At 65.5% G+C, this 26,799-nt stretch carries 23 protein-coding genes; 12 read left to right on the top strand and 11 right to left on the bottom strand.

Annotated features, from left to right (window positions below; translation table 11 throughout):
• Window positions 1-17 precede the first annotated feature (17 nt).
• The 5 genes from QCE88_RS06445 to QCE88_RS06425 all read right to left on the bottom strand — a co-directional run bounded on the left by QCE88_RS06445 (window position 18) and on the right by QCE88_RS06425 (window position 7,207).
• Window positions 18-4,076, bottom strand: coding sequence for an enterotoxin A family protein (locus QCE88_RS06445; protein ID WP_309900230.1), 4,059 nt, complete (start codon window positions 4,074-4,076; stop codon window positions 18-20).
• 162 nt (window positions 4,077-4,238) lie between these two features.
• Window positions 4,239-4,937, bottom strand: a complete 699-nt coding sequence (kdpE, locus tag QCE88_RS06440) for a two-component system response regulator KdpE (RefSeq protein ID WP_309900228.1) — start codon at window positions 4,935-4,937, stop codon at window positions 4,239-4,241.
• Window positions 4,938-4,980: 43 nt separating this feature from the next.
• The gene (locus tag QCE88_RS06435) at window positions 4,981-5,955 is read right to left on the bottom strand and encodes a quinone oxidoreductase (protein ID WP_309900226.1); all 975 of its coding nucleotides are present in this window, start codon (window positions 5,953-5,955) and stop codon (window positions 4,981-4,983) included.
• 29 nt (window positions 5,956-5,984) lie between these two features.
• Entirely contained in the window at window positions 5,985-6,374 is a 390-nt protein-coding gene (locus tag QCE88_RS06430; RefSeq protein ID WP_309807847.1) for a methylglyoxal synthase, read from the bottom strand.
• 53 nt (window positions 6,375-6,427) lie between these two features.
• Complete coding sequence (locus tag QCE88_RS06425; protein ID WP_309900225.1) at window positions 6,428-7,207, bottom strand: SDR family oxidoreductase; 780 nt, start codon at window positions 7,205-7,207, stop codon at window positions 6,428-6,430.
• Window positions 7,208-7,523: 316 nt separating this feature from the next.
• Here QCE88_RS06425 and upp point away from each other — a divergent pair, with 316 nt between their 5' ends.
• The 10 genes from upp (at window position 7,524) to QCE88_RS06375 (ending at window position 16,064) form a co-directional block, all read left to right on the top strand.
• Window positions 7,524-8,177: a uracil phosphoribosyltransferase gene (upp, locus tag QCE88_RS06420; RefSeq protein ID WP_309831436.1), complete on the top strand. Its 654-nt coding sequence runs from the start codon at window positions 7,524-7,526 to the stop codon at window positions 8,175-8,177.
• 351 nt (window positions 8,178-8,528) lie between these two features.
• Entirely contained in the window at window positions 8,529-9,257 is a 729-nt protein-coding gene (locus QCE88_RS06415; protein ID WP_309900223.1) for a YebC/PmpR family DNA-binding transcriptional regulator, read from the top strand.
• Between the two features lie 288 nt (window positions 9,258-9,545).
• The gene (gene purD / locus QCE88_RS06410) at window positions 9,546-10,832 is read left to right on the top strand and encodes a phosphoribosylamine--glycine ligase (RefSeq protein ID WP_309900221.1); all 1,287 of its coding nucleotides are present in this window, start codon (window positions 9,546-9,548) and stop codon (window positions 10,830-10,832) included.
• 138 nt (window positions 10,833-10,970) lie between these two features.
• Window positions 10,971-11,930 (top strand): oxygen-dependent coproporphyrinogen oxidase, encoded by a 960-nt coding sequence (gene hemF, locus QCE88_RS06405; RefSeq protein WP_309900218.1) that lies wholly within the window; start codon window positions 10,971-10,973, stop codon window positions 11,928-11,930.
• Complete coding sequence (locus QCE88_RS06400) at window positions 11,921-12,649, top strand: nicotinate-nucleotide adenylyltransferase (protein WP_309900216.1); 729 nt, start codon at window positions 11,921-11,923, stop codon at window positions 12,647-12,649. Before hemF ends, QCE88_RS06400 begins: the two co-directional genes overlap by 10 nt.
• 13 nt (window positions 12,650-12,662) lie before the next feature.
• Window positions 12,663-13,112 carry a ribosome silencing factor gene (gene rsfS, locus QCE88_RS06395; RefSeq protein ID WP_309900214.1) on the top strand — a complete coding sequence of 150 codons (450 nt, stop codon included), beginning with the start codon at window positions 12,663-12,665 and terminating at the stop codon, window positions 13,110-13,112.
• 40 nt (window positions 13,113-13,152) lie between these two features.
• Window positions 13,153-13,623, top strand: a complete 471-nt coding sequence (rlmH, locus tag QCE88_RS06390) for a 23S rRNA (pseudouridine(1915)-N(3))-methyltransferase RlmH (protein WP_309900212.1) — start codon at window positions 13,153-13,155, stop codon at window positions 13,621-13,623.
• A gap of 66 nt (window positions 13,624-13,689) precedes the next feature.
• Window positions 13,690-14,307, top strand: a complete 618-nt coding sequence (locus tag QCE88_RS06385; RefSeq protein ID WP_309900210.1) for a Maf family protein — start codon at window positions 13,690-13,692, stop codon at window positions 14,305-14,307.
• A 7-nt stretch (window positions 14,308-14,314) separates the two neighbouring features.
• On the top strand, window positions 14,315-15,784 hold the full coding sequence (gene rng / locus QCE88_RS06380; protein ID WP_309900209.1) for a ribonuclease G: 1,470 nt from the start codon (window positions 14,315-14,317) through the stop codon (window positions 15,782-15,784).
• A 121-nt stretch (window positions 15,785-15,905) separates the two neighbouring features.
• A complete protein-coding gene (locus QCE88_RS06375; protein WP_309900206.1) occupies window positions 15,906-16,064 on the top strand; it encodes a hypothetical protein in 159 nt (52 codons plus the stop codon).
• A gap of 120 nt (window positions 16,065-16,184) precedes the next feature.
• On the opposite strand, the gene QCE88_RS06370 is transcribed toward QCE88_RS06375, so the two are convergent.
• The 4 genes from QCE88_RS06370 to QCE88_RS06355 form a co-directional block, all read right to left on the bottom strand.
• Window positions 16,185-16,475 (bottom strand): hypothetical protein, encoded by a 291-nt coding sequence (locus QCE88_RS06370; protein WP_309900204.1) that lies wholly within the window; start codon window positions 16,473-16,475, stop codon window positions 16,185-16,187.
• A 179-nt stretch (window positions 16,476-16,654) separates the two neighbouring features.
• Window positions 16,655-16,879 carry a hypothetical protein gene (locus tag QCE88_RS06365; RefSeq protein WP_309900202.1) on the bottom strand — a complete coding sequence of 75 codons (225 nt, stop codon included), beginning with the start codon at window positions 16,877-16,879 and terminating at the stop codon, window positions 16,655-16,657.
• Window positions 16,880-16,991: 112 nt separating this feature from the next.
• Window positions 16,992-18,710, bottom strand: coding sequence for a lipid A export permease/ATP-binding protein MsbA (gene msbA, locus QCE88_RS06360; RefSeq protein ID WP_409018103.1), 1,719 nt, complete (start codon window positions 18,708-18,710; stop codon window positions 16,992-16,994).
• A gap of 177 nt (window positions 18,711-18,887) precedes the next feature.
• On the bottom strand, window positions 18,888-20,165 hold the full coding sequence (locus QCE88_RS06355; RefSeq protein WP_309900198.1) for an O-antigen ligase family protein: 1,278 nt from the start codon (window positions 20,163-20,165) through the stop codon (window positions 18,888-18,890).
• A gap of 168 nt (window positions 20,166-20,333) precedes the next feature.
• Here QCE88_RS06355 and QCE88_RS06350 point away from each other — a divergent pair, with 168 nt between their 5' ends.
• Window positions 20,334-21,329, top strand: coding sequence for a glycosyltransferase (locus QCE88_RS06350; RefSeq protein ID WP_309900195.1), 996 nt, complete (start codon window positions 20,334-20,336; stop codon window positions 21,327-21,329).
• A 54-nt stretch (window positions 21,330-21,383) separates the two neighbouring features.
• On the top strand, window positions 21,384-22,145 hold the full coding sequence (locus QCE88_RS06345; protein WP_309900193.1) for a glycosyltransferase family 2 protein: 762 nt from the start codon (window positions 21,384-21,386) through the stop codon (window positions 22,143-22,145).
• 15 nt (window positions 22,146-22,160) lie between these two features.
• Here QCE88_RS06345 and QCE88_RS06340 read toward each other — a convergent pair whose 3' ends face one another.
• Both QCE88_RS06340 and dnaE read right to left on the bottom strand, forming a co-directional pair.
• Complete coding sequence (locus QCE88_RS06340; protein ID WP_309900191.1) at window positions 22,161-23,234, bottom strand: glycosyltransferase family 4 protein; 1,074 nt, start codon at window positions 23,232-23,234, stop codon at window positions 22,161-22,163.
• On the bottom strand, window positions 23,234-26,788 hold the full coding sequence (dnaE, locus tag QCE88_RS06335; protein WP_309900189.1) for a DNA polymerase III subunit alpha: 3,555 nt from the start codon (window positions 26,786-26,788) through the stop codon (window positions 23,234-23,236). Before dnaE ends, QCE88_RS06340 begins: the two co-directional genes overlap by 1 nt.
• Window positions 26,789-26,799 lie beyond the last annotated feature (11 nt).

Raw genomic sequence — 26,799 nt, 5'->3', positions numbered from 1 at the left:
CGCCTGCGGGACGGCGCTCAGACCTTCAGCAAGGCACGCAGCCGCTCGCGTTGTCGCTCGCGGGCCTGAATGTCCGCCCAGACGTCATCGCGAATGGAATAGTTGGACGCGACGGGGGAGTGCTGCCGTTCGTCCATGTTGCCGGTAACAGGGTTGCGCCTGGTCGAGTAGACCAGTCTTCCGCCCAGCGTGCGCACTTGCAGCGTATCGGCGCTGTTACCGGTCGCGTCAGGCGGAACGCTGACAGCGTAGAAACCGTCCCTGAAGAGAAAGGCGACATTGTTTCGTTCCAGCCACGGGATGGTGTCGGCCACCTCGCGATGCGTACCGCGGATCCAGTCGAGAAACGTGCCCTCGAGGCCGCGATCCGGAAGCTGGGTGACGAAATGCGTCGCGCCCGCCGGCAAGGCCGACTCCGGACGCTGGTCGAAACGATACAGCTGGGCGCTCGTTCCGATCTCGCTCGCATAGCCATACGTATTCAGGTTCGAAAGGGGCGGCGTCACCTTGTTCCCGCGCTCGTCGGTCAATTTCCAGGCTGACCGGCTCCAGTCAGAGGTCGCGCTGACGAACGGAACATAGACCGAGTGACCGACCGTCAGGAACTTGCCATCTTCGACATGCACCAGGCGCCCGTTGAAATAGCGGAAGACGCCGTTGAGGCTGGGCGTCGACGGGACCGGGCCCACGTAGAGGTAGCCGTCCGAGCCGACCCGCAAGCTCTTGTTCCACTCGCGCGGATAATGAAACCGCCCATCCGAACCCATCACGAACTGCTTGATGTTGCTCGCGTACCGCGTACTTGCGCGATAAGTCCAGTTCACATACACGTTGTCCGACGCGTCCGCATAGAGGATGGCCGGGTGGTCCACGCCGCCGCCATAGGCGTGGAGCGTCATCGGTCCTCGATACTCCTCGTGCGCGGCCTGCCGGCGATCGGCCTCGGCGAGCGTCTGGATGGCATCGCTATAAAACGCGAGCTGCGTCAAGTTCGGATTCACCTTCGGCGTATGGCTGAACGCCCCTCCGTCGCGGACGGTCATGACCCGAGGGCTGTAGGCGGCGTCCCGCCATGCTGCGGAATCCAGCGGGAAACGCGCGAGCTGCGGTTGCGCGCCCGCGGTAGTCTGAGTTCCGTACACGTCCCATCGATACGCGGGATTCGAAGTGAAACGCGACACGCCCGCGCTCTTGACCTCCCACCAGCCGATCACCTGAGTGGCGTCGATGGTTCCCATCGCGGCGAACTCGCGATTGTTCGGCGCCAACGCGAAACGCCCCAGGCTGGCATTGACGTCCACCAGATTGGGGCCGGGCGATATCGCGTAGACGTAGCCCTCACGCGACTGGGACTTGAGACGGTCAAGCGCGACCGCAGGATTCGCGAACGTGGAAAGAAAGCCGGCGCTGTCCGGATCACGCGTGCCGGAGCCGACATCGAAATTGTGAGTGACCAGATTGACGTCCTTCAGGGAAGTCGCAGGCACGGCAAATCCGCCATCCGCGCTCATCTCCTGAGGCGACGTCGTGGACGGCCTGAGCAGAAATCGTGGTTCCGCAGGCGCCTGCGCCTGTTGTGCCGTGCGCTTGAAATCGGCGTGCGGATAGGCGCCGGACGGCAAGGGAAGCGCAGTTGCGACCGGAGGTGGCAGATCGGCCACGGGCACGACGGGAAAGGAGAGATTGAGCGCCGCACGCGCGTTGAACAGCGCGGCGCGACCGGCCGCGGCGCTGTCGCTGTCCTCCGCGTACCACGTCGTCGCGGCATCCCTCACGCCGCCTTCCGTATGACGGCCTGAAAGAAACGCCCGCCTCACGGCGGACGTCATGTGCTCGAAGTCGGCGTAGTCGAACACGCCGTAGTCCGGTGCAAGGAGCTCGTACCGGTCGCGGCGGTAGTCATCGCCCGGCGTGATCCTGCGGATCAGGAGCGGGTCGCTGCGTGCGAAGCCGCTGGCCGACTCGTCCGCGGGCGGCGTCTGGCGCGCGAGATCGATGACGACCATGGTGTTTGGTGAACCGCGCGTCGCGCTGTCGCCAAAGTAGTTCGAGCCGAAGTTCGTCGCCAGGTTGTTGATCAAGTGTTCCGCGCTGCCGATGGCGCTTTCGCCGGCGTGCCGGATGAAGCGCGCCACGTCGACGGACGATGCGGTCGGCGTGCTGCCGTGCTGGCGGCGCAGGCTGTCGACCAGTTGCAGGCGGCGCGCCTGGTCGGGCGCGCGCGGATCGAGCGGCTCGAGGGCGCTGCGAAAATCCGGCATCCCGTAGTCGCCGACCATCCGCAACGCATGGCTCGCCAGCGCCTCGTTGCGATCGACGCCCGCAAGCGGCTGGTTTGCACCTTCGAAGATCGCTGCGGGCGTCAGCGGATAGGGCCGCAGCGCGGTGTCCGCGTACAGTTGGTAGTCGTAGTCCGACTCCGGTGGATTGGAGCCCGGCGTGCCCGCACGGGAAGCGAGCACGGGCGCGGGCGGGTAGCCTTCCAGCCCGTGCCGCGAATAGACCTGCATCTGCACCGGCGAGGCTTGCCACTCGGTGCCGGAGAACGCGACATCGAGATAGCTTTCGAGCGATCGCTGCATATCGGTCCGGCTGCCGTACTGGAAGGCGCCGTTGTTGGGGTCGAAGATCGTCCAGCGGTCGCTTTCCTCGCGTTGCACGAGCAGCGCATGCCCCCGTTCCTGCAGGGTCCCGGACGCCTCCATGCCGATCTGAAGGTACGCCATGTCGGCCGGTTGCATCAGCGCGAATTCGTCTCGCATGGCGCGCAACCGCTCGGCGGGCGCCGCGTACCGCGCTTTGAGATGATTGGACACAAGCGGCGTGTAGTGGCTGAATCCGAGCCTGTACGCGTTGGTCTGGAAGTTGTCGACATGCTCGCAGAAGTCCCGGTGCGCGACCGAGGTCGAATCGGCATCGGCGTCGTTGCGCATGCCCTGGACTTCCGAGAACAAGGTCCGATCGGGCAGTTGCGCACTTCGGTCGATGCGCCGCATCGCTTCGAGAACGATGCCGTCGCACGCGCCCGTCTCCGGATAGCGGCACTTCTTCTGGTAGTCGAATTGATCGAACTTGACGCAATCGGCCGCTCTCGCCCGCAGTCGGTCACCGCCGCGCCGCTCGCGGAAGATCTCTGCGTTCGTGGGCGCGCCCTGGCAAGCCCCGCGCTTCACGCGCGTGAGCGGATCTTCGGTTGCGGTGGAGTGGGAAGGCAGGGACGCGGCGGTGATGTCGGCGCGTGGGAGTGGAGGTGGGGCGGACGGTGTGACGTCGGTACGCGGGAGCGGAGGTGTGACGTCGGCGCGTGGGAGCGGCGGTGTAGCGGACGGCGTGACGTCGACACGCGGAAGCGGCGACGTGGCGGACGGTGTGACATCGGCACGCGCAAGCGGCGATGCGGCGGACGGCGTGACGTCGGCACGGGCAAGCGGCGATGCGGCGGACGGCGTGACATCGGCACGCGCAAGCGGCAATGCGGCGGACGGCGCGACATCGGCACGCGCAAGCGGCGATGCGGCGGACGGCGCGACATCGGCACGCGCAAGCGGCGATGCGGCGGACGGTGTGACATCGGCACGCGCAAGCGGCAATGCGGCGGACGGCGTGACATCGGCACGCGCAAGCGGCGATGCGGCGGACGGCGTGACATCGGCACGCGCAAGCGGCGATGCGGCGGACGGCGCGACATCGGCACGCTGAAGCCGCGGCGACGCGATGCGCGGCGCGACGTCTGCATGCGAAAGCGGTGGCGACGCGGCGGACGGCGCAACATCGTCCTCGCGCTCGCGTGCCTGGATCAGGGACGCGGTCGACTGGACCGGCTGGTCCGTCTTGCCCGCCTGGTGTGTTCCGCCCGTATCCTCCGGCAGCGTCCCTGTGTCGTTTGCCGACGCAGCCGAGTCGGTATCCGAAGACGCCCGCGCATCGTCCGGGTCCGTCGCGCCCGGAAGGCTATCGTGCGGCTCCTGCCCCGCGCCTTGCGCATCCGACGCCTCCACGGACAGAGCAGCATCCGCATCGGCAACGGCAAACGACCCGGCGCCCGGGCGGGCGCCGCTGACACGGGAAACGTCCATCACTTTCTCCCAGGCAACGCGAGGGAGCGCTTGGGATCATTCGGCAGGTTGTGCAACGGGGCCGACAGCGCTCAGGGGACTGCCGGCCGAGTGTAGACGCCGCGCGCCCGCCGCATGCACTAACCCTGCATCACCCAGCGGCGACTCGACGTCAGGGCCGCTTCACTGCACACCCACGAGCCGGTAGCCGACGCCCGTTTCGGTCACGATGTGCTCCGGCTGCGCCGGGTCGCGTTCGAGCTTCTGACGCAGATGCGCCATGTAGATGCGCAGATAATGCGGACTCTCCACGTGCGACGGCCCCCACACGTCCAGCAGCAGTTGCCGGTGCGTGAGCACGCGGCCCGCATGCCGCACCAGCGCCGCGAGCAGACGATATTCGAGCGGCGTCAGATGCACACTTTCGCCGTGCCGGGTCACGCGCCGCAAGGCGAGATCGACGCTCACGTCGCCGAAGCTCACGGCAGGCGTTTCGCTGGCCGGCGCCTGATTGCGCCGCCGCAGATGGGCACGGATCCGCGCCAGCAATTCGGAGACGCCGAAGGGCTTGGTGAGGTAATCGTCGGCGCCGGCATCGAGCGCGGCGACCTTCTGCTCTTCCTGCGTGCGCGCCGACAGCACGATCACCGGCAGCCCGCTCCAGCCGCGCAGTTCGCGGATCACGTCGATACCGTCGACATCCGGCAGGCCGAGATCGACGATCACGAGGTCGGGCTTGCGCGTCGCCGCCTCGACGAGGCCCTGCTGCCCGCTGAGCGCCTCGTGCACGGTCATGCCTTGCGCTTCCAGCGACACGCGCACGAAGCGGCGAATCTGCTTGTCGTCTTCGATCAGGACGACAGTCGGGGACGGCTCGTTCATGTTCTATTCGTTGATATTGTTCACGAACCGTCCCGCTCTCTCATCAGGGCAGCAGGATGGTCGAACCGGTGGTCCGGCGCGCTTCGAGGTCTTCGTGCGCGCGGCCCGCCTCCGACAGCGCATAACGCTGGCGCACGTTGGTCTTGACCTTGCCCGAGGCGACCACGTCGAACAGTTCCGCCGCCATGGTGTCGAGATCGCCGCGTTTGGCGATATAGCTGAAGAGCGTCGGACGCGTGAAGAACAGCGAACCGCGTCCGGCGAACTCGGACGAATCGATCGGCGGCAGCGGCCCCGACGAATTGCCGAAGCTCACGAACAGGCCCAGCGGCGCGAGGCAGTCGAGCGAGGCGATATACGTGTCCTTGCCGATCGAGTCGTAGACCACCGGCACGCCCGCGCCATTGGTGATCTCGCGCACGCGCTGGGTGAAGTTGTCGCGGGTGTAGACGATCGGATGGTCGCAGCCGTGCGCCTTCGCGAGTTCGGCTTTCTCGTCCGAACCCACGGTGCCGATCACGGTCGCGCCCAGCGCCTTGGCCCACTGGCACGCAATCATGCCGACACCGCCCGCCGCCGCGTGGATCAGCACGGTATCGCCCGCCTTGACGCGATAGGTCCGGCGCAGCAGATACTGCGCGGTCAGACCCTGCAGCATGATGGACGCCGCGTCTTCATAGCCGATCGCGTCCGGCAGCTTGACGACATAATCCGCCGCCATCACGCGCTCTTCGGCATACGCGCCCGGCGGACGCGACGCGTAGGCCACGCGGTCGCCCGGCTTGAACTGCGTGACGCCCTCGCCCACCGCCGTGACCTCGCCCGCGCCTTCCATGCCGAGCCCGCCGGGCAGCGGCATCGGATAGAGGCCGGTGCGGAAATACACGTCGATGAAGTTCAGCCCCACCGCATGATGCTTGACGCGAATCTCGCCCTTGCCCGGCGCGCCCACTTCCACGTCGACCCATTTCATCACTTCCGGGCCGCCTGCCTTGTCGAATCGGATTGCCTTGGTCATCGCTCGTTCACCTCCATCACGGATTGGTTTCAGGACGCCCGCGCGAAGCGCAGGCGCAAGTCGTCGAGCAGCATGCGCGCCGTCGCGATGTTGGTCGCGCACGGCACGTTGTGCACGTCGCAGGCGCGCACCAGCGCGTTGATGTCCGGCTCGTGCGGCTGCGGCGTCATCGGGTCGCGCAGGAAGATCACCATGTCGACGCGCCCTTCGGCCAGCTCCGCGCCGATCTGCAGGTCGCCGCCATGCGGGCCCGACAGCTTGCGCTCGACCTCCAGCCCGTGCGCCGCCGCGATGCGGCCGCCCGTCGTGCCCGTGGCCACGAGACTGCATTGCGCGAGCGTGGCGGCGAACTCGCCCGCCAGCGTGACGATGTCGTCCTTCTTCATGTCGTGCGCGATCAGCGCGACGCGTGTGCTCATGTGCTTTGTCCTCCTGTCGTTGTCGTTATGGTGGTTCTGATGTTTCTGCTGTTTTAATACGTGCCCGGATAGGCGCCGCCGTCGATCAGCAGGTTCTGTCCGGTGATGTAGCCCGCATGCACGCTGCACAGGAACGCGCAGGCGCGGCCGAATTCCTCCGGCGTGCCGAAGCGTCCCGCCGGCAGGCTCTGTGCGCGGCGCGCGCGGATGTCGTCGATGGAGACGTTCTGCGCCTTCGCCTGCGCTTCCATCGTCACGCCGATGCGGTCCGTGTCGAACGTACCCGGCAGCAGGTTGTTGATGGTGACGCCCGTCGCGGCGACCTTGCGCGCGACCCCGGCGACGAAGCCCGTCAGTCCCGAGCGCGCGCCGTTCGACAGACCGAGCACATCGATCGGCGCCTTCACTGACGAACTCGTGATGTTCACCACACGCCCGAAACCGCGCTCGATCATGCCGTCGATGGTTGCCTTCATCAGTTCGATCGGCGTCAGCATGTTGCCTTCCAGCGCCTTGATCCACATCTCGTGCGTGAAGGTGCGGAAGTCGCCCGGCGGCGGCCCGCCCGCGTTGTTCACCAGAATGTCCGGCGCGGGACAGGCGGCGAGCGCGGCGGCGTGGCCGGCGGGCGTCGTGATGTCGCCCGCGACGGTCTTCACGTCCACGCCGTATTGCGCGCGAATGTGCGCCGCCGTCGCTTCGAGCGTCTCCGCGGTACGCGCGGTGATCACCAGGTTGACGCCTTCGGCGGCGAGCGCTTCCGCGCAGCCGCGTCCCAGTCCCTTGCTTGCCGCGCACACGAGCGCCGTGCGCCCTGCGATTCCCATGTCCATCGTGCTGTTCTCCGTGTTCGTTCGGCAGGCGAAGCGGGCGCTGCTCGCGCCCGGCTCTCGCTGCCCGGGTTCATCCATCGCGCAATTCTAGAAGAATCGGGGCGGCAACGTCGGCGCCTGCCTCGGCGCAGGCCTTCGACGACGCGCAATTCTTCTTAGGCGCGGGCAGCCTTTTCGGTAAACTGTCGCCACTGTCCGCGCGAGACGCACCCGGCGTCAGAACGCTTCGAAATCGCGCCGGACCCGCCGTTGCGTTGCGCCCCAGGCGCCACCCGGCAGCCCATCACACGAGCAGGACGCGCCGCGCGCGAGACCCATGACACACGACAGCCGCTTTCCCAATCTCTTCATCCTCGATCACCCGCTGATCCAGCACAAGCTCACGCACATGCGCGACAAGGACACGTCCACGCGCACGTTCCGCGAGCTGCTGCGGGAAATCACGCTGCTGATGGGCTATGAGATCACCCGCAACCTGCCGCTGACGACCAAGCGCGTGGCCACGCCGCTGGTCGAGATCGACGCGCCCGTGATCGCCGGCAAGAAGCTCGCGATCGTGCCCGTGCTGCGGGCGGGCATCGGCATGTCGGACGGCTTGCTGGACCTGGTGCCGTCGGCGCGCGTCGGCCATATCGGCGTGTATCGCGCGGACGATCACCGTCCGGTCGAATACCTCGTACGCCTGCCGCCGGATTTGGAGGAGCGCGTTTTCATCCTGTGCGATCCGATGGTCGCGACCGGTTATTCGGCGGTCCATGCCGTCGACGTGATGAAGCGCCGCAAGGTGCAGAGCGAGAATATCGTGTTCGTCGCGCTGGTCGCCGCGCCCGAAGGCGTCAAGGTGTTCCAGGACGCGCATCCGGACGTCAAGCTCTACGTTGCCTCGCTCGATTCGCATCTGAACGATCATGCGTACATCGTTCCGGGTCTGGGCGACGCCGGGGATCGCCTGTTCGGCACGAAGAACTGAGTTTTTCCCCGTTCGCTTCCAATCTCGCAAACCGCCGCGCCCTTCGCGCGGCGGTTTGCATTTGCGACCGCGTTTGCGTGTTTTTGCGTCGAATCGACGAAATTTCGTGCGCTTTCGCGCCGCTTTGCCCGTCCGCTTCGCGCGCGTGGGTACTGAAGACGGGTGCCTCCATGCTAAAATTTCGGTCTGTTCCCGATCGGGTCGGCCGCACCGGACAGCGCCTCGGCGCTCGGCACGCCATCCCGCCACACGCCCACGCCGGAACGCGGCGGCCAACGGCACGGAACCACACATTCAGCACGACAGCACACTAGGCGCCGGAGCCAAGCCCGCGCGCGATGGAGAAAGGTAATGGCGGGTCATTCGAAATGGGCCAACATCAAGCATAAGAAAGCCGCGGCCGACGCAAAGAAAGGCAAGGTCTGGACACGCCTCATCAAGGAAATCCAGGTTGCAGCGCGCATGGGCGGCGGCGATGTCGATTCCAACCCGCGCCTGCGTCTGGCCATCGACAAGGCCTATGACGCCAACATGCCGAAGGACAACATCAACCGCGCCATCCAGCGCGGCGTCGGCGGCGTGGATGGCGCCAACTACGAAGAAATCCGTTACGAAGGCTATGGTATCGGCGGCGCGGCGATCATCGTCGACACGATGACGGACAACCGCACCCGCACCGTCGCGGAAGTGCGCCACGCGTTCTCGAAATTCGGCGGCAACATGGGCACGGACGGCTCGGTGTCGTTCATGTTCGATCACGTCGGCCAGTTCCTGTTCGCGCCCGGCACGGCGGAAGACGCGCTGATGGACGCCGCGCTCGAAGCCGGCGCCGACGACGTCGTCACGAACGACGACGGCAGCATCGAGGTCGTCTGCCCGCCGAACGATTTCCAGAAGGTGAAGGACGCGCTCGAAGCTGCCGGCTTCAAGGCGGAACTCGCCGAAGTGACGATGAAACCGCAGACCGAAGTCGAGTTCAGCGGCGACGACGCGGTGAAGATGCAGAAACTGCTCGACGCGCTCGAAAATCTCGACGACGTGCAGGAAGTCCATACCAACGCGGCGATCAACGAGGACTGAGCTTCGGATCGCCTGGGGCCGGGGTGAACGCGCCCTCGCCCACGCATGGAACGCCTTTCGCTTCGGCATGATGGCCGGAGCAGCGCCGCCGGATCCACGCGGCGCGGCATTGCCCCGAGGAGGGCGCGTGACGCAGCCGTGGTCCGCGCGAGCCGCCTTCTTCGCGGGATGCGCGCCATCCGATGACGCAGCCGGCGCGCCCGCCGCCCTTTTCTCAAGCCGCTTTACCGCTCGCTTTTACGCCGCTTTTACGCTTTAACGCCTTTAGTCAGGATTTCGGGGATTCACATGAAGTTACTCGTCGTCGGTTCCGGCGGTCGCGAACATGCACTCGCATGGAAGCTTGCGCAATCGCCGCGCGTACAGATCGTCTATGTGGCGCCGGGCAACGGCGGCACCGCGCAGGACGAGCGTCTGCGCAACATCGACATCACGGACCCGGCGGAACTCGCCGATTTCGTCGAGCGGGAACATGTCGCGTTCACGCTCGTCGGTCCGGAGCAGCCGCTCGCGGCGGGCATCGTCAACCTGTTCCGCTCGCGCGGACTGAAGATCTTCGGGCCGAGCAAGGAAGCCGCGCAGCTCGAAAGCTCGAAGGACTTCGCCAAGGCGTTCATGAAGCGCCACAGCATCCCCACGGCCGAGTACGAAACCTTCTCCGACGCCGCCGCTGCTCACGCCTATATCGACACCAAGGGCGCGCCGATCGTCATCAAGGCCGACGGCCTCGCCGCCGGCAAGGGCGTGGTCGTGGCGCTGACGCTGGAAGAAGCGCACGGCGCCGTCGATTCCATGCTCGCCGACAACAAGCTGGGCGATGCCGGCGCGCGCGTCGTGATCGAGGAATTCCTGGCCGGCGAGGAAGCCAGCTTCATCGTGATGGTGGACGGCAAGCACGTGCTGCCGCTCGCCTCCAGCCAGGACCACAAGCGCCTGTCCGACGGCGATCGCGGCCCCAACACGGGCGGCATGGGCGCCTATTCGCCCGCGCCCATCGTCACCCCGCAACTGCATGCGCGCGTGATGCGCGAAATCATCCAGCCGACGGTGCGCGGCATGGAGAGCGAAGGCATCCGCTTCACGGGTTTCCTGTACGCGGGCTTGATGATCGACGCCAACGGCAACCCGAAGACGCTCGAATTCAACTGCCGCATGGGTGACCCCGAGACGCAGCCGATCATGGCGCGCCTCAAGGGCGACTTCTCGAAGGTCGTGGAAATGGCGATCGACGGCAAGCTCGATACCGTGGAACTCGACTGGGACCGGCGCACGGCGCTGGGCGTGGTGCTGGCAGCGCACAACTATCCGGAGACGCCGCGCAAGGGCGACCGCATCAACGGCATTCCGGCGGAAAGCGAGCAATCCGTGACTTTCCACGCGGGTACCACGCTCACCGACGGCAAACTGACCACCTCCGGCGGACGCGTGCTGTGCGTGGTCGGACTGGCGGATTCCGTGCGCGGCGCGCAATCCGTGGTCTACGATACAGTCAACCAGATCTCCTTCGACGGCATGCAGTACCGGCGGGACATCGGCTATCGCGCGCTGAACCGCAAGCACGACAAGCACGGCTGAACCGGGCCTGGCGCGGCTGTGCCGCACGAGTACGCACGCTGCCGGACCTCGCGTCCGGCAGCGTGCTTTTGAGAGTTGCGCGACGGAGGCTGAACCCCGTCCTTTCATGGCCGCTGAAACGGCGTAATCCAGCAATCGATGAGTGAAACGAACCGCACCGCACAGACCCACGGCGAATCCGGCACAGCCTGCGACATCGCGGCCGTGCGCGCCTACCTGACGGGCTTGCAGACGCGCATCGCCGACGCGCTCGGCGCGTTCGACGGCACGCCTTTCGGCACCGATGCCTGGACCCGCGAACCCGGCGCGCATCTGCGCGGCGGCGGCGTGACCCGCATCCTGGAAGGCGGCGGATTCTTCGAGCGCGGCGGCATCGGCTTTTCGGACGTGCAAGGCGACGCCCTGCCGCCCTCCGCGAGCGCCGCGCGCCCGCAACTGGCCGGACGCGGCTTCGAGGCGCTGGGCGTCTCGCTGGTGATGCATCCGCGCAATCCGCACTGCCCGACCGTGCACATGAACGTGCGCATGCTGACGGCGCTGAAGGCGGGCGAAGCGCCCATCTTCTGGTTCGGCGGCGGCATGGACCTGACGCCGGTGTACGGCTACGAAGACGACGCGCGGCATTTTCACGAGACCTGCCGCGACGCGCTCGATCCGTTCGGCACGCAGCTGTATCCGCGCTTCAAGACCTGGTGCGACGAATACTTCTATCTGAAGCATCGCAACGAACAGCGCGGCATCGGCGGAATCTTCTTCGACGACTTCTCCGAACCCGGTTTCGACGCGTCCTTCGCGATGATGCGCAGCGTCGGCGACGCGTTCCTGGCCGCCTATCTGCCGATCATCGAGCGCCGCCGCGACACGCCCTACACCGAACGCGAGCGCGAGTTCCAGGCGTACCGGCGCGGCCGCTATGTCGAATTCAATCTCGTGTTCGACCGCGGCACGCACTTCGGCCTGCAGAGCGGCGGCCGGACCGAGTCGATCCTGCTGTCGATGCCGCCCGAGGCGCACTGGCGCTACGACTGGAACGCGGAGCCGGGCACACCTGAAGCACGGCTGGTGGAGGACTTCCTGGTGCGGCGAGAATGGCTGTGACCCCGGCCATGAGCGATGGCACGCTGTGCGCGAAGCGTATCGGACTGCTCGGCGGCACCTTCGATCCCATCCACAACGGGCATCTGGCGCTGGCGCGACGCTTCGCCGAGGTGCTGCGGCTGACCGAACTGGTGCTGTTGCCCGCGGGTCAGCCGTGGCAGAAGGAAGGCGTGTCGGCGCCCGAGCATCGCCTCGCCATGACCCGCGCGGCGGCCCGTTCGCTGTCGATACCGGGCGCGACCGTGACCGTCGCGACCGACGAGATCGATCGCCAGGGTGACACCTATACCGTCGATACCCTGGCACGCTGGCGCGAACGCGAAGGCGCCGACGCGTCCATCTCGCTCCTGATGGGCGCGGATCAGCTGGTCAAGCTGAACTCGTGGCATCGGTGGCGCGAGCTGTTCGAGCATGCGCACGTGTGCGTGGAAACGCGCGCCGGCTTCGACGTGGCCACCCTGCCCGCCGAAGTCGCGGCGGAACTCGAACTGCGCCGCGCCTCGCCTGAAACATTGCAGACGAGCACGCACGGTCACATGCTCATCGACGAAATCCTGCTGCTCGATGTGTCCGCCACGGCCATCCGCGAAGCAGCCCGCACGATGCGTGAAGCGCAGGCGCCGGACGAGTCACCGGAACAGCACGCCCGCGCCCGCGCCGAAGTCCCGGCGGCAGTATGGGACTATATTGTTCAACATCATTTGTACCGGACACGGTAAAGACACCCCAATCATGGAAATTCAGAAGCTGCAACGCGCGATCATCGACGGTCTGGAAGACGTCAAGGCGCAAGACATCAAGGTCTTCAACACCACTCACCTGACCTCGCTGTTCGACCGCGTGGTCGTGGCGAGCGGCACGTCGAACCGGCAGACCAAGGCGCTCGCCAACAGCGTGCGCGAGAAGGTCAAGGAATCCGGTGGCGAGATCATCAGCACGGAAGGCGAAGAGGTTGGTGAATGGGTGCTGGTGGACTGCGGCGACGCCGTCGTGCACATCCTGCAACCGGCGCTGCGCCAGTACTACAACCTCGAGGAAGTCTGGGGCGACAAGCCGGTGCGCGTGAAGCTGCAGAAGCCGAACATGTTCGGCGGCGCGAACGTCACCGCCGACGACGAAGACGAGGACGAGGAAGACGCGAAGCCGGCCGTCAAGCGCGTCGCCCGCAAGCGCACGTCCTGAGCCGCGTGAGTCACTTAAGCCGCGTGAACCGCGCCGTTTCATGAAGCTCGTCATCCTGGCCGTCGGACACAAGATGCCCGACTGGATCACGAAGGGCTTCGACGAGTATGCGAAGCGCATGCCGCCCGAACTGCGCATCGAGCTCAAGGAAATCAAGCCTGAGCAACGTTCGTCGGGACGCAATGCCGAGAGCGTGATGGCGGCGGAGAAGCAGCGTATCGAGGCCGCATTGCCGAAGAACGCGCGGATCGTTGCGCTGGACGAACACGGCCGCGACTGGACCACGATGCAGCTGGCGAACGCCCTGCCCGGCTGGCAGCAGGAGGGCCGCGATGTCGCGTTCGTGATCGGCGGCGCGGACGGGCTCGATCCCGCCGTGAAGTCGCGCGCCGAACTGCTGTTGCGCGTGTCGAGCCTGACCTTGCCGCACGGCATGGTGCGCGTGCTGCTCGCCGAACAGCTTTACCGCGCGTGGAGCATCACGCAGAATCATCCTTATCATCGCGCGTGAGGCAGGTCGGCGGTTGCATCTCGAGGCCGCGCAGTCTCGCGTGCGCACTCCTGATCTCACTCGACGATGCCCACCTCTTTTCCCTTCGTTTATCTCGCCTCCCAAAGCCCGCGCCGCAAGGAGCTGCTTGCTCAGCTCGGCGTGCGTTGCGAATTGCTGCTGCCCCGCCCCGATGAAGATGCCGAAGCACTCGAAGCCGAGTTGCCCGGCGAAGACGCTGCGGCCTATGTCGTGCGTGTGTGTACGCTGAAGGCGCAGGCGGCGCGTGCACGCCTGCTTGCGGGCAGTCATCATGAAGCGCCGATCCTGGTCGCCGATACGACCGTGACCATCGACGGTCTGATTCTCGGCAAGCCGTTGCACGAGGACGACGCCGTGGCGATGCTCGAACGCCTGGCCGGGCGCGAGCATGCAGTGCTGACGGCGCTTGCCGTCGTCGATGCGCACGGCACGCTGCTCGCACCGGCGCTGTCACGCTCGACGGTGCGCTTCGCGCCCGCGAGCCGTGCTGCGCTGCAACGCTACGCCGCCACCGGCGAGCCGCTCGGCAAGGCCGGCGCCTACGGCATCCAGGGCCGCGCGGCGGAGTTCATCGAGCGAATCGACGGATCCTATTCGGGTATCATGGGTCTGCCCCTTTTCGAAACCGCAGCACTCTTGCGCGTGGCGCGCGTCGAATTCTAAACAGGCCATGAACGAAGAAATCCTGATCAACGTCACACCGCAGGAATGCCGCGTCGCACTGGTTCAGCAAGGTGCGGTTCAGGAACTTCACGTCGAGCGCACGCTGTCGCGCGGGCGCGTCGGCAACGTCTATCTGGGACGCGTCGTGCGTGTGCTGCCGGGCATGCAGTCGGCGTTCATCGACATCGGTCTCGAACGCGCCGCGTTTCTTCATGTCGCCGATATCTGGCATCCGCGCATCGCGGGCGAATCGCATGCATCCGCGCCGCATGTGCCGATCGAGAAGATCGTCTTCGAAGGCCAGTCGCTGATGGTGCAGGTCGTGAAAGACCCGATCGGCACCAAGGGCGCGCGGCTCTCCACGCAGGTGAGCATCGCGGGGCGCACGCTGGTTTATCTGCCGCAGGAGCCGCATATCGGCATCTCGCAGAAGATCGAGAGCGAAGCGGAACGCGAAGCCGTGCGCGCGCGTCTCACGGCCGTGTTGCCCGCCGACGAGAAAGGCGGCTATATCGTGCGGACCATCGCCGAGGATGCGACGAGCGAGGAACTGGCCGCCGACGTCGCCTATCTGCGCAAGACCTGGGCGACCATCGTCGCGCAGGCGCAGCGCGTGCCGCCGACCACGCTGTTGTATCAGGATCTGAATCTGTCCCAGCGCGTGCTGCGCGATTTCGTCAACGACGAAACCTCGCGCATCCAGGTCGATTCACGCGAAACCTATCAGATGCTCGCCGACTTCGCGGCCGAGTTCACGCCGGCGGTGGCTTCGCGGGTGCATCACTACACGGGCGAGCGGCCGCTCTTCGATCTGTACAACATCGAGGCTGAAATTCAGCGCGCGTTGTCGCGGCGCGTGGATCTCAAGTCGGGCGGCTATCTGATGATCGATCAGACCGAGGCGATGACGACCATCGACGTCAACACGGGCGGTTATGTCGGCGCGCGCAATTTCGACGACACCATCTTCAAGACCAATCTCGAAGCCGCACATACGATCGCGCGGCAGTTGCGGTTGAGAAATCTCGGCGGGATCATCATCATCGACTTCATCGACATGGAGAATGTCGAGCATCGGGATCAGGTGCTGGGCGAGCTGAAAAAGGCGTTGTCGCGCGATCGCACGCGGGTGACGGTGAACGGCTTTTCGCAGCTTGGGCTGGTGGAGATGACGCGCAAGCGTACGCGCGAATCGCTCGCGCATGTGCTGTGCGAGCCGTGTCCGGTGTGTCAGGGCAAGGGACAGGTCAAGACGCCGCGCACGGTGTGTTACGACGTGCTGCGCGAGATCATGCGCGAGTCGCGGCAGTTCAATCCGAGAGAGTTTCGGGTGGTGGCGTCGCAACAGGTTATCGATCTGTTTCTCGAGGAAGAATCGCAGCACCTGGCGATGCTGATGGACTTTATCGGCAAGCCGGTGTCGTTGCAGGTCGAGAGTAATCTGTCGCAGGAGCAGTATGACATTGTGTTGATGTGAGTGACATTCTGTCGATGTAAAGCTCTTTGCGTTGTTCAGTGGGCCTCTCCGCAAGATACTCATGATGCCGTCGCGCATGCTCAGTAACGACGAACGCGATCGCATACATAACGGAGACTCCATGAAGACAATCATCACCGCGCTGATCAGCGCTTCCCTGATCGTTCCTTTCATTGCTGAGGCGCGCGGCGGTCATTACGCCGGCGGCCATGGTTCGTCGCACAAGGGCGGCCAGTACAAGAACTCGCGCACGGGTAATCACTACGAGAAGCGGCGGTAAGAGCCTGAGATGGGGCGCCGTGTGATGGGGTTTTGGTGCCCCGTCAACGGCGTCGAATTGCGGCGAACTCAATCGGAAAAGCTCGATGCGTCCATGCATGACGCATCACGACTCAGCCCTTCAAACAGACGAGCGGACATAAGGCAGCATGTCGCCAATGACAACCTGAACGCATGTCAGCCTCACATCGAGCCCGACGTTCGGCAGCAGATCGAGCTTGATCAAACCGTCCACGCGCGACAATGTCATCTCCATGATCGTCGCTTCTTCGAGCATGGCATCGAGATCAATCTCCGATTGCCGGACATCGAGGCAATCGATCACGACGATTCGATCCACTTGTCCGTCCGTGGGCGGCGGCCCGTAGCAGTTGTGCAGCACTTCGAGCCGCACGTCCACCATGGTCCGCATGGACTCGTGAGGAAGGTCTGAGCCATCGAACCCCATGCGAGTCTTGCGCCCCCTTCTCATGCACAAGGAACGCACGGCCGAATCATGAAAAGACGAATAGCCGCCCAGATGCGTCACCAACGCCTCGGCGTTCGTCGCCAGTTCCCAACCCCAGGTCCTGGTTCCAACGCGCCTGCCCCTCAATGCGCCGCCACGATCAACCGCCAGCGAATCGCCTCCCAGCTCGGATGCTGATGATGATTCTGCGGCGGCAGCGGATGTCCTTCGGTGGACACGGCATTGTGACCGCAGGTTTCGCATCGGTAGATGCCGGAAAACGGCGTCGCGTGTCCGGGATCGTAAAGCGCGCCGAATGCCGCGTGATCGCTCTGATCGAGATACTGTGAAAACCGGTAGTAAGCCATTGGAATGATCCGGCTCGTTTCAAAGCCGCCATCATCCCGTTTGCCGCGCCGCGTGTGAACGCGATATTTCTTATGTTTCTACGCAGCAAACTTCCATGCGAACCCCACCCAATCAAGCCGCCTGCTGCTGATACTGGATCCGATGCAAATGCGCATATAAGCCATCCTTGCGCAGCAATTCAGCATGGCTGCCCTGCTCGGCAATGCGCCCCGCCTCCATCACGAGAATACGGTCTGCGCGCTCGATGGTCGACAGCCGATGCGCGATCACCAGCGTCGTGCGCCCCTTCATCAGCGTCTCGAGCGCCGACTGCACATAGCGCTCCGACTCCGAGTCCAGCGCCGACGTCGCCTCGTCGAGAATCAGGATCGGCGCGTCCTTGTAGATCGCGCGCGCGATGGCCAGACGCTGACGCTGCCCACCCGACAACCTCATGCCATTGCCGCCGATCAAGGTATCGATTCCTTCCGGCAACCCATTCACCACGTCCGCGAGATTCGCCGCCGTCAGCGCCGACATCACCCGGTCGCGATCCGGCGTCTGGCCGTACGCGACGTTCGCCGCGATCGTGTCGTTGAAGAGCACGACATCCTGACTCACCATCGCGAGCTGGCCGCGCAGGTCGTGCAGGTTGTAATCGGAGAGCGGCACGCCGTCGACGAGCACCTCTCCGCCGCGCGGATCGAAGAAGCGCGGCAGCAGGTTCACGAGCGTCGTCTTGCCGCTGCCCGACGGACCCGCCAGCGCGACCATCTCGCCCGGCGCGACCTTGAACGACACGCGGTCGAGCGTCGGCCGGTCCGCCGAACCATACGCGAAGGTCACGTCGCGGAACTCCACTTCGCCGCGCGCGCGCTCGAGCGGCTTGCCGCCGCCCGCCGGCTCGGCAGGTTCGTCGATCAGTCCGAAAATCAGCTCCGCCGCGGTCATGCCGCGCTGCATCGGCTGGTTGATGTCGATCAGATGCTTGAGCGGAGAAATGACGAGCAGCATCGACGTGACGAAGGCCACGAAACCGCCCACCGTCGTCTGGTCGCTCGCCGACTGCACCACCGCGATGGTGATGACGATGGCGAGCGCGATCGACGCGAGGAACTGCGTCAGCGGCTGCGCGAGTCCGCCCGAGACCTGCATGCGCATGGCATAGCCGCGCAGACGGTGACTCATCTCCGTGAAGCGGCCCATCTCATACGGCTCGCCGTTGTGCACCTTCACGACCTTGTAGCCGCCGACGGTTTCCTCGACGATATACGACAGTTCGTTGGTCAGCGTCTGATGCTCGCGATTCAGGCGGCGCAGACGCCGGTTGATCTTGCTGACGAGCCAGCCGATGGCCGGCAGGATCACCGCGACGATCAGCGTCAGACGCCAGTTCAGGATGAACAGATAGCCGAGCAGGAACACGACCGTGAGCGAATCGCGCACCAGGGTCACGACGACGCTCGACAGCACGCTCAGGATCTGGTTCACCTCGAAGACGACCGCGTTGATGATCGTGCTTGCCGTCTCGCGCTGGAAGAAGCCCGCGCTGGTGTGGATCATGCGGTGGAACATTTCGAGCCGCAGTTGCAGCAGGATCTTGTTCGTCACGTAGGAGAGGAAGTAGCCCGACGCATACTGCGCCGCGCCGCGCACCAGCGCGAGACCGATCACGGCGGCCGGCACGAGCCATTTCGCGTGGTCGCTGCCTTTCGAGCCGAAGCCGTGATCGAGCAGCGGCTTGAGCAGCATCGGAATGCCGGCCTCGCTCGCCGCGACGATGCCCATGGTCAGCAGGCCCAGCAGCACCATGCCCATCAGCGGGCGGATATACGGCCATAGCCGCTTCATGACCGCCGTCGGCGACGAACTTTCCGTGCCGCCGATCGGCTTGCGCAAACTTGCTTGCTTGTTCAAGAGCGTATCTCCACTTCGCCCGGCGGCTGAGTTGTCCTGCCGCGCGGCGCGTGTTGGTGTCGTTGGTGTTTGTCAGCGGCCGCGGCGCCTGGCCAGATGCCGCTCAACCGTTCAACCGATCGGACCGCGCCCCGGCTTGCCCAGCGGCTCGCGCGTGTCGTGCGTGATGACCGCGAGCAGCACGGCCCAGATGAGCGCGATGAGCGCGGTGCTCATCACCACCGTGAACACGTCGATGCTCAAACCGAAGATCATAACCGACCCCGACACCGCGATTCCGCAGTACGCGGCCGTCGATACATCGCGGTGCGGCGAGCGCCGGTAGCGCACGAAGTACACCAGCGGCCCGGCATACAGCAAGCCCAGGCACACGACGCCCAGCGCGCCCAGTTCCGCGATGGTCGAGAAGAACTCGCTGTGGGCCCGCTGGTTGACGATATAGGCCGGCACCTCGCCCTGCTTCGCCAGATCGCGCAAGGACGACTCCAAATGCCCCTTGCCGACGCCCGTCAGCGGATGCGCCTCGAACAGGTGAATCGACGCACGCCACAGCAGCAAACGCGCACCGATCGAGCTGTAGGCGGTCGAGCCCTCCGCCAGTTGCGTGACATCCGACTGGGTCGCGAGAACACGCTCGCGGCCGAGCGGCGACGCAAACAGCGCGGCCATCGCCAGCACCACGACCAGCAGCGCGACGAGCCAGTGCCGCGCCTGCCTGACCCAGCCGAAATTCAGCGAACACAGTGCGAGAAACAGCGGAATCGCCAGCCAGCCGCCGCGCGTGCCCGACAGATAGGACGCGTAGACGCCGCCCGCCAGTCCCAGCATCTTTACCGCCAGCCCCACGCGCCGGGCGAGCGCATTCGGATAATCGTCCCAGCGGATCGTCATCACGGAAAGAAAGCCGAGCAGCAGCGCGGTGTTGCCGTAGGGAATCGGATTGGTGAAGGTGTTGCCGAGCCGGTTGATATCGTTGACCGTCATGTGGATGCTGCTGTCCACGGCCCACACGCCCGCGCCGATCGCACCCAGCGCGCAGCCCCAGCCGAGCGCCTTCAGATGCCGGATGGGCAGGTTCACCAACAGGAGAAAGATGGGCAGGCTCAGCGTGAAGCGCGACATGCCGTCGAATTCGCGCGGCAGGAAGTAGCCGTCCGTTGCTTGCTGCAGCGGCAGGTAGATCATGAAACCCAGCATGGCCACGGTGTACCAGGGATAGGCGCTGACGAGCAGGCTGCCCTTGAGCCGGAACGCGCGGCTGAAGCCCGCGAAAAGCGCGATGGCAAGCAGCACGAAAAAGCAATAACCGGTTCCACCCCGTACGACGAGCGTGCTCGCGGGCGCCAGCAACACCATGCTGGCAATGACGTAACGAAGATTTTTTTCCAAATCGTGAACCTGACAGGGGTGGACCGGCCGGCGGCGGTCGCGCATCCCAAAAACCCGCGTTATTATAGCCGCTGGCGCCTGGCACGCTCTTCGCTCAGAGACTGCTCGAGGAACTTTGAAGCCATAGCCGGCAAGGCGCTCCAGCCATCCACGCGTTGTGAAACTGAAATGCCAGCGACACCTCAAGACACGCCGGGCGCGCCGCTCGCAAGTTTCCTGCTCATCACCTTCAATCAGCAGAATACCGTCGCCGATGCGATCCGCGGCGCCCTCGCGCAAACCTGGTCGCCGCTCGAAATCCTCATCTCCGACGACGCCTCCAGCGACGCCACCTTCGCCGCCGCCGAGGCATGCGTGCGCGATTATCGCGGCCCGCACGTCGTGCGGCTGTATCGCAACGAGAAAAATCTCGGCATCAGCGCGCATCTGAGCGCGCTGGCCGCGCGCGCCTCGGGCGACATGCTGTTCATCGCGGCCGGCGACGACATCTCGCGGCCCGAGCGGGTCGAGCGCGTGATGCGCGTGTGGCTCGACAGCGGCCGGCGCTACGACCTGATCGCCACCGACCTGCAGGATCTCGACGCCAGCGGCCAGACGCATGACGTGCTGCGCGTCACCGATCTCGACGACTATCGCAGCTTCGAGGCGTGGTCGGGCAAGCGGCCGCATCTGGTCGGTGCGGCGCACGCCTGGGCGCGGCGGCTGTTCGACGCGTTCGGGCCGATCGCGCCCGGCATCTACGGCGAGGACCAGATCATGGCGTTCCGCGCCATCATGAGCCAGGGCGCGCACACGCTGCACGAACCGCTCGTGCTGTACCGGCGCGGCGGACTCTCCAGCAAGCGGCGCTTCCGGACGCCGGCGGATTTCGTCGCGCGCATCCGGCTCGCGAACCTGAACGGCTCGGGCGAGACCCGCCAGCTGCTGAGCGATGCCGACAAGGTGGGCGTCGGCGCCCAGATGCGCGCGCTGCTCGCGACCAAGTCCGCGCGCGAGTCCTACGTGAGCGCGATGTTCGGCAGCGGCTCGGTGGGCAGCAAGCTGATGCTGTTCGCGCGGGCCACGGAAGTCAGCTTCGGCTTTCGCGTCAGGATGTTCGTCTACGCCACCTGTCCGTGGCTGTTCTCGCCATTCTTTTTCCTGAAGTGGCACTTGCGCGGATAATCGCGCGGGTCCGCTCACAGCCTCTTCCGGCGCGCGCCGCCTTCCTACAGCCCCATGAATCTTCCGACGCTCGGCATCGCCATCATCACGCACAATGCCGCCGCCCGGCTCGCGCAGTGCCTGCAGGCCGTCTCTTTCGCCGATGAAATCGTCGTCGTGGACGGCGGCAGCAGCGACGCGACCGTAGGCATCGCCGAGGCGCATCGGGCGCGCGTGATCGTCGCGCGCGACTGGCCCGGCTTCGGCCCGCAGAAGAACCGCGCGCTCGACGCTCTGTCGACCGACTGGGTGCTCTCCATCGACGCCGACGAGATCGTGACGCCGGAACTCGCCGCCGCGGTCCGCGCGGCCATCACGGATCCGCAAGCGGACGTGTACGCGGTGGACCGGCTGTCGAGTTTCTGCGGTGTGTGGGTGAAGCACAGCGGCTGGTATCCCGACTGGATTCCGCGCCTGTTCCGGCGCGGCACGGCGCGCTTTTCGCCGGATCTGGTCCATGAACGGCTCGTGCTCTCGACGAGCAAGCCGGTGGTGCGCCTGTCCGGCCGGCTGATGCACTACTCCTACGAGGATTTCGAAGCCGTGCTGCGCAAGCTCGACGCGTATTCGACCGCCGGCGCCGAGCAGCGCCACGCCGCCGGCAAGCGCGGCAGCTTCAGCATTGCGCTGACGCGCGGGGCGTGGGCGTTCGTGCGGACGTATGTGCTGCGGCGCGGTTTTCTCGACGGCCGCACCGGCTTCATGATCGCGCTCTTCAACGCGCAGACGGTGTATTACCGGTTCCTGAAGCTCGCGCACATGAACGAGTTCCGCTGAGTCCGAGCCTGAAACTCAGCGCGCGTTGCCCGCGATGCCGCGCGCCAGTTCGACCAGCGCGCCGACGTGCGACGCCACTTCCGCGTTGTAGCGCACGGCGTCGGCGCCCACGCGTTCGCCGGGGCGGCGTGACTCGAGGGCGGCCTGCACGGCGCGCCGCAGATCGTCCGCGTTGCCGGACTGGAAGACGTGCTTGGCGTGATCCGCAATGGCGTCGCAGCAGCCGATGCACGCCGGGAAAATCACCGGCGTCCCGCACATGACCGATTCGATGCCGACCAGCCCGAACGGCTCGTAGCTCGACGCGAGGATGGTGAAATCCGCGGCGCGGTAGGCGTCCTCGATGTTCTTCACGTAGCCGATATAGCGCACGTTCGCGGCGGGCGAATCCGGCGCGCGGCCCGCAACGGCCACCACGACATTCATGCCGGCCAGCGCCTTCTCGATCAGCGGCAGGCCCTTGCGCTCGTGACTGCTCGACGGAAACAGCAGCACCGTCTCGTCTTCCCGGAAGCCGAACTGTTCGCGCAGACGCGCGCGCGCGGTGGAGTCCACGGGTGCGAAGCGCGTGCGATCGACCGGCGGATACAACACGCGAATCTTCGCGGAATCGATGTGATAGAGCGTGCGCAGTTCGTCGGCCATCATGTCCGAATGGGCCACGATCACCCTGGCCCGCGCGTATTGACGGCGCTCCAGCGCGATCTGCCGCGTATCGGACTTTTTCTCGCGCCGCCCGGTGGCGCGCAGGAAGCCGATATGCGTGCCGCCGCAAATCGCAATCTCCGATCCTTCGACGCGATTGCAGCCGATCAGCACGTCCACCTTCGCCTTCTTGCGCGCGCGCTTCAATGCCCACGAGAAATAGGCGTCGCGCAGCTTGCCCGGCAGGAACGACACCTTGATGCGATGCGCCTCCACCAGCTTGCTTTCCGGCAGCGAAGTATCGATCTTGCGTGCAAAGAACGCGGGCTTGTGGCGACCCTCGAAGCCGGCGGCGGCGAGGCCGCGCACGAGATCCATCGCGTAGCGTTCGAGGCCGCCGGAATGCTTCAGCGCATTCGCCGAAATGCCGAGACGAAGCGGCATCAGTAGACGATCTCGATCGCGCTGCCTGCGAACTCGCCGCGCAGCGCCAGGATGAGTTCGTCGGTGGGCTTGACGCGCCAGGCGTCACCGAGACGCACTTCGCCTTCCGCATGCTCGCTGCGATACACGACGCTCACGTTCAGGCCGTTCGGGATGGGCGCGGACTGCCGCGAGCGGCCGTTGTCACGTCCGCCGTCACGTCCATTGTTGCGTGCGGGAGCGGGCGGCGGCGCTTCGCTCTGCGCGCCCGCCGCATGCGCTTCGAGCACGCGGCGCAGACGCAACGAATCTGCGTTGCCGTTCATCTCGACCTTCACGGACTGCGCATAGCGGCTGCGGGCGCGCTCCAGATCCATCGCGGTGTCGACCGTGAAGCGGATGCCGCCCGTGAAGGCGTCGTTGCGCGCCATGCCCTGCACGACGAGCAGTTCGTCTTCCTTGAACAGCGCCTTGTTTGCCTCGAACTGTTCGTTGAACACGGTGACTTCGCACTGGCCGCTGCCGTCGTCGAGATTGACGATCAGCATCTTGCCGCGCTGGGTCATCTGCGTACGCATCGAGGAAATCACGCCCGCGATCAGCTTGTCGCGCCCTTCCTTCAGCTCGCCGACCTTCTGGCGCACGAAGCGCCGCACTTCGCCCTTATAGGCGTCGAACAGATGGCCCGACAGATAGAAGCCGAGCGCGGTTTTCTCTTCCTGCAGGCGCTTCTTGTCCGACCACTGCGCTTCCTCGACGTACTCGTGCTTCGCGAGCGGCGCGTCGCCCATGTCGAAGAGTCCGGCCTGCATGGCATTGGCGGCGGCCTGGTCTGCGGCTTCCATTGCCATGGGCACGGAGGCGAGCAGTTGCGCGCGGTTCGCGTGCATGGTGTCGAATGCGCCCGCGCGGATCAGCGCTTCCACCGTGCGGCGGTTCACCACGCGGCGGTCGATGCGCTCGCAAAAGTCGAACAGGTCGGTGAACGGCCCGTCCTCGCGCGCGCGCAGGATTTCCTCGATGGCGTTCTGTCCGCTGCCCTTGATCGCGCCGAGGCCGTAGCGGATGGTCTTCGAGCGCGCGCCATTGGCTTCCGCGACCGGCTCGAAGCGGTAAGCCGACTGGTTGATGTCCGGCGGCAGCACCTTGAGACCGTTGGTCGCGCAGTCTTCGAAAAGGATCTTGACCTTGTCGGTGTCGTCCATGGCAAGCGACATGTTGGCCGCCATGAATTCCGCCGGATGATGCGCCTTGAGCCACGCCGTGTAATAGGCGAGCAGCGCATAGGCCGCGGCGTGCGACTTGTTGAAGCCGTAGCCCGCGAACTTCTCCATCAAGTCGAAGATCTCGTCGGACTTGGCGCGCGCGAGGCCGTTCTTCGCGGCGCCTTCCGCGAAGATCTCGCGATGCTGCGCCATTTCCTCGGCCTTCTTCTTGCCCATCGCACGACGCAGCAGGTCCGCGCCGCCGAGCGAGTAGCCGCCGATGATCTGCGCCATCTGCATCACCTGCTCCTGGTAGACCATGATGCCGTAGGTCTCTTTCAGGACAGGTTCGACGCGCGGGTCCGGATACTCGACGATCTCGCGCCCGTGCTTGCGCGCGCAGAAGCTCGGGATCAGGTCCATCGGGCCCGGACGATACAGCGCCACCAGCGCGATGATGTCTTCGAAGCGGTCCGGCTGCGCGTCCTTCAGCATGCCCTGCATGCCGCGGCTTTCCAGCTGGAACACGGCGACCGTATTGGCCTTCTTCAGGATGGAGAACGAAGCGGGATCGTCGAGCGGCACCTGCGCGAGATTCCAGTCCTGCTTCGAAGGATCCAGGCGGCGGATATAGCGTTCGGCCCAGTCCAGGATGGTGAGTGTGGTCAGGCCCAGAAAGTCGAACTTGACGAGGCCGACGGCTTCCACGTCGTCCTTGTCATACTGGCTGACGACGCCGCCGTCCTCGCCCTGCGCATAGAGCGGGCAGAAGTCGGTGAGCTTGCCCGGCGCGATCAGCACGCCGCCCGCGTGCATGCCGACGTTGCGCGTCAGCCCTTCCACACGCTGCGCGAGTTCGAGCAGCTGGTGCACCTCGTCTTCGGCGTCGAAGCGTTCCTGCAGCGTGGGCTCTTCCTTCATCGCGTCCGCGATGGTCACGTGCTTGCCCGGCTTGAACGGAATCAGCTTCGCGATGCCGTCGGTGAACATGTAGCCGAGATCGAGCACACGGCCGATGTCGCGCACCGCGGCTTTCGCGGCCATGGTGCCGAAGGTGGCGATCTGCGACACGGCGTCCGCGCCGTACTTGCCCTTCACGTACTGGATGACGCGGTCGCGGCCTTCCTGGCAGAAGTCGATGTCGAAGTCGGGCATCGACACGCGTTCCGGATTCAGGAAGCGCTCGAACAGCAGGTTGTAGCGCAGCGGGTCCAGGTCCGTGATGCCGAGCGCATACGCGACCAGCGAGCCGGCACCCGAACCGCGGCCCGGACCGACCGGCACGCCATTGTTCTTGGCCCACATGATGAAGTCGGCGACGATCAGGAAGTAGCCCGGAAAGCCCATCTTGATGATCGTGCCGCACTCGAAGTCGAGCCGCGCGTAGTAGGTTTCGCGCTGCGCGTCGCGTTCGGCTGTGTCCGGATACAACTGCTCCAGACGGACTTCGAGCCCTTCCTTCGACAACTGCACGAGGTAGTCGTCCAGCGACATGCCGTCCGGTGTCGGGAACAGCGGCAGCTTCGGCTTGCCGAGTTCGAGCGTGAGGTTGCAGCGCCGCGCGATCTCGACCGTGTTCGCGAGCGCGGACGGAATGTCCGCGAACAGCGCGCACATCTCGTCCTGCGTGCGGAAAAACTGGTCCTGCGTGAAGCGCTTCTGCCGGCGCGGATTCGCCAGGATGTCGCCTTCCGAAATGCACACGCGCGCTTCGTGCGCGGTGAAGTCGTCGGGCGTCATGAACTGCATCGGATGCGTGGCGACCACGGGCAGGCGGAGTTTCGCCGCGAGTCTGACCGCTTCCTGGATATAGGCCTGTTCGCCCGGCTGACCGGCGCGTTGCAGTTCGATATAGAACGCGCCCGGGAACAGCTTGGCCCAGCGTTCCGCGTGACGTTGTGCGCTGGCCGCATTGCCGGCTGCGAACGCCATGCCGATATCCCCCGTCTGCGCGCCGGACAACGCCAGCAGACCTTCGGCGAGCCCCTCTTCGAGCCACTCGGTCAGCACCTCGGCGCGGCCGCGATACTGGTTCGTCAGCCATGCGCGGCTCAACAGCTCGCACAGGTTGAGATAGCCCTGCTTGTCACGCACGAGCAGGAGCAGGCGCGCGGGCTTGTCGCGGTCGGCGGGATTGGTGATCCAGACGTCGCAACCGGCGATGGGCTTGACGCCCTTGCCACGCGCTTCCTTATAGAAACGCACGAGCCCGAAGGCATTGCCGAGGTCGGTCAGCGCGAGCGCGCCCTGACCGTCTTTCGCGGCGGCTTTGACGACGTCGTCCAGCCGCACGATGCCGTCGGCAATCGAGAATTCGGAGTGGACGCGGAGATGAACGAAGCGGGGATCTGACATGGCGATATTGTACATGCGGGTCGGTG

The organism is Caballeronia sp. LZ035 (assembly GCF_031451175.1).
Lineage (GTDB): Bacteria > Pseudomonadota > Gammaproteobacteria > Burkholderiales > Burkholderiaceae > Caballeronia.
The sequence above is the reverse complement of the archived record's forward strand: the minus strand, read 5'-3'. Positions and strand labels throughout refer to the sequence as shown.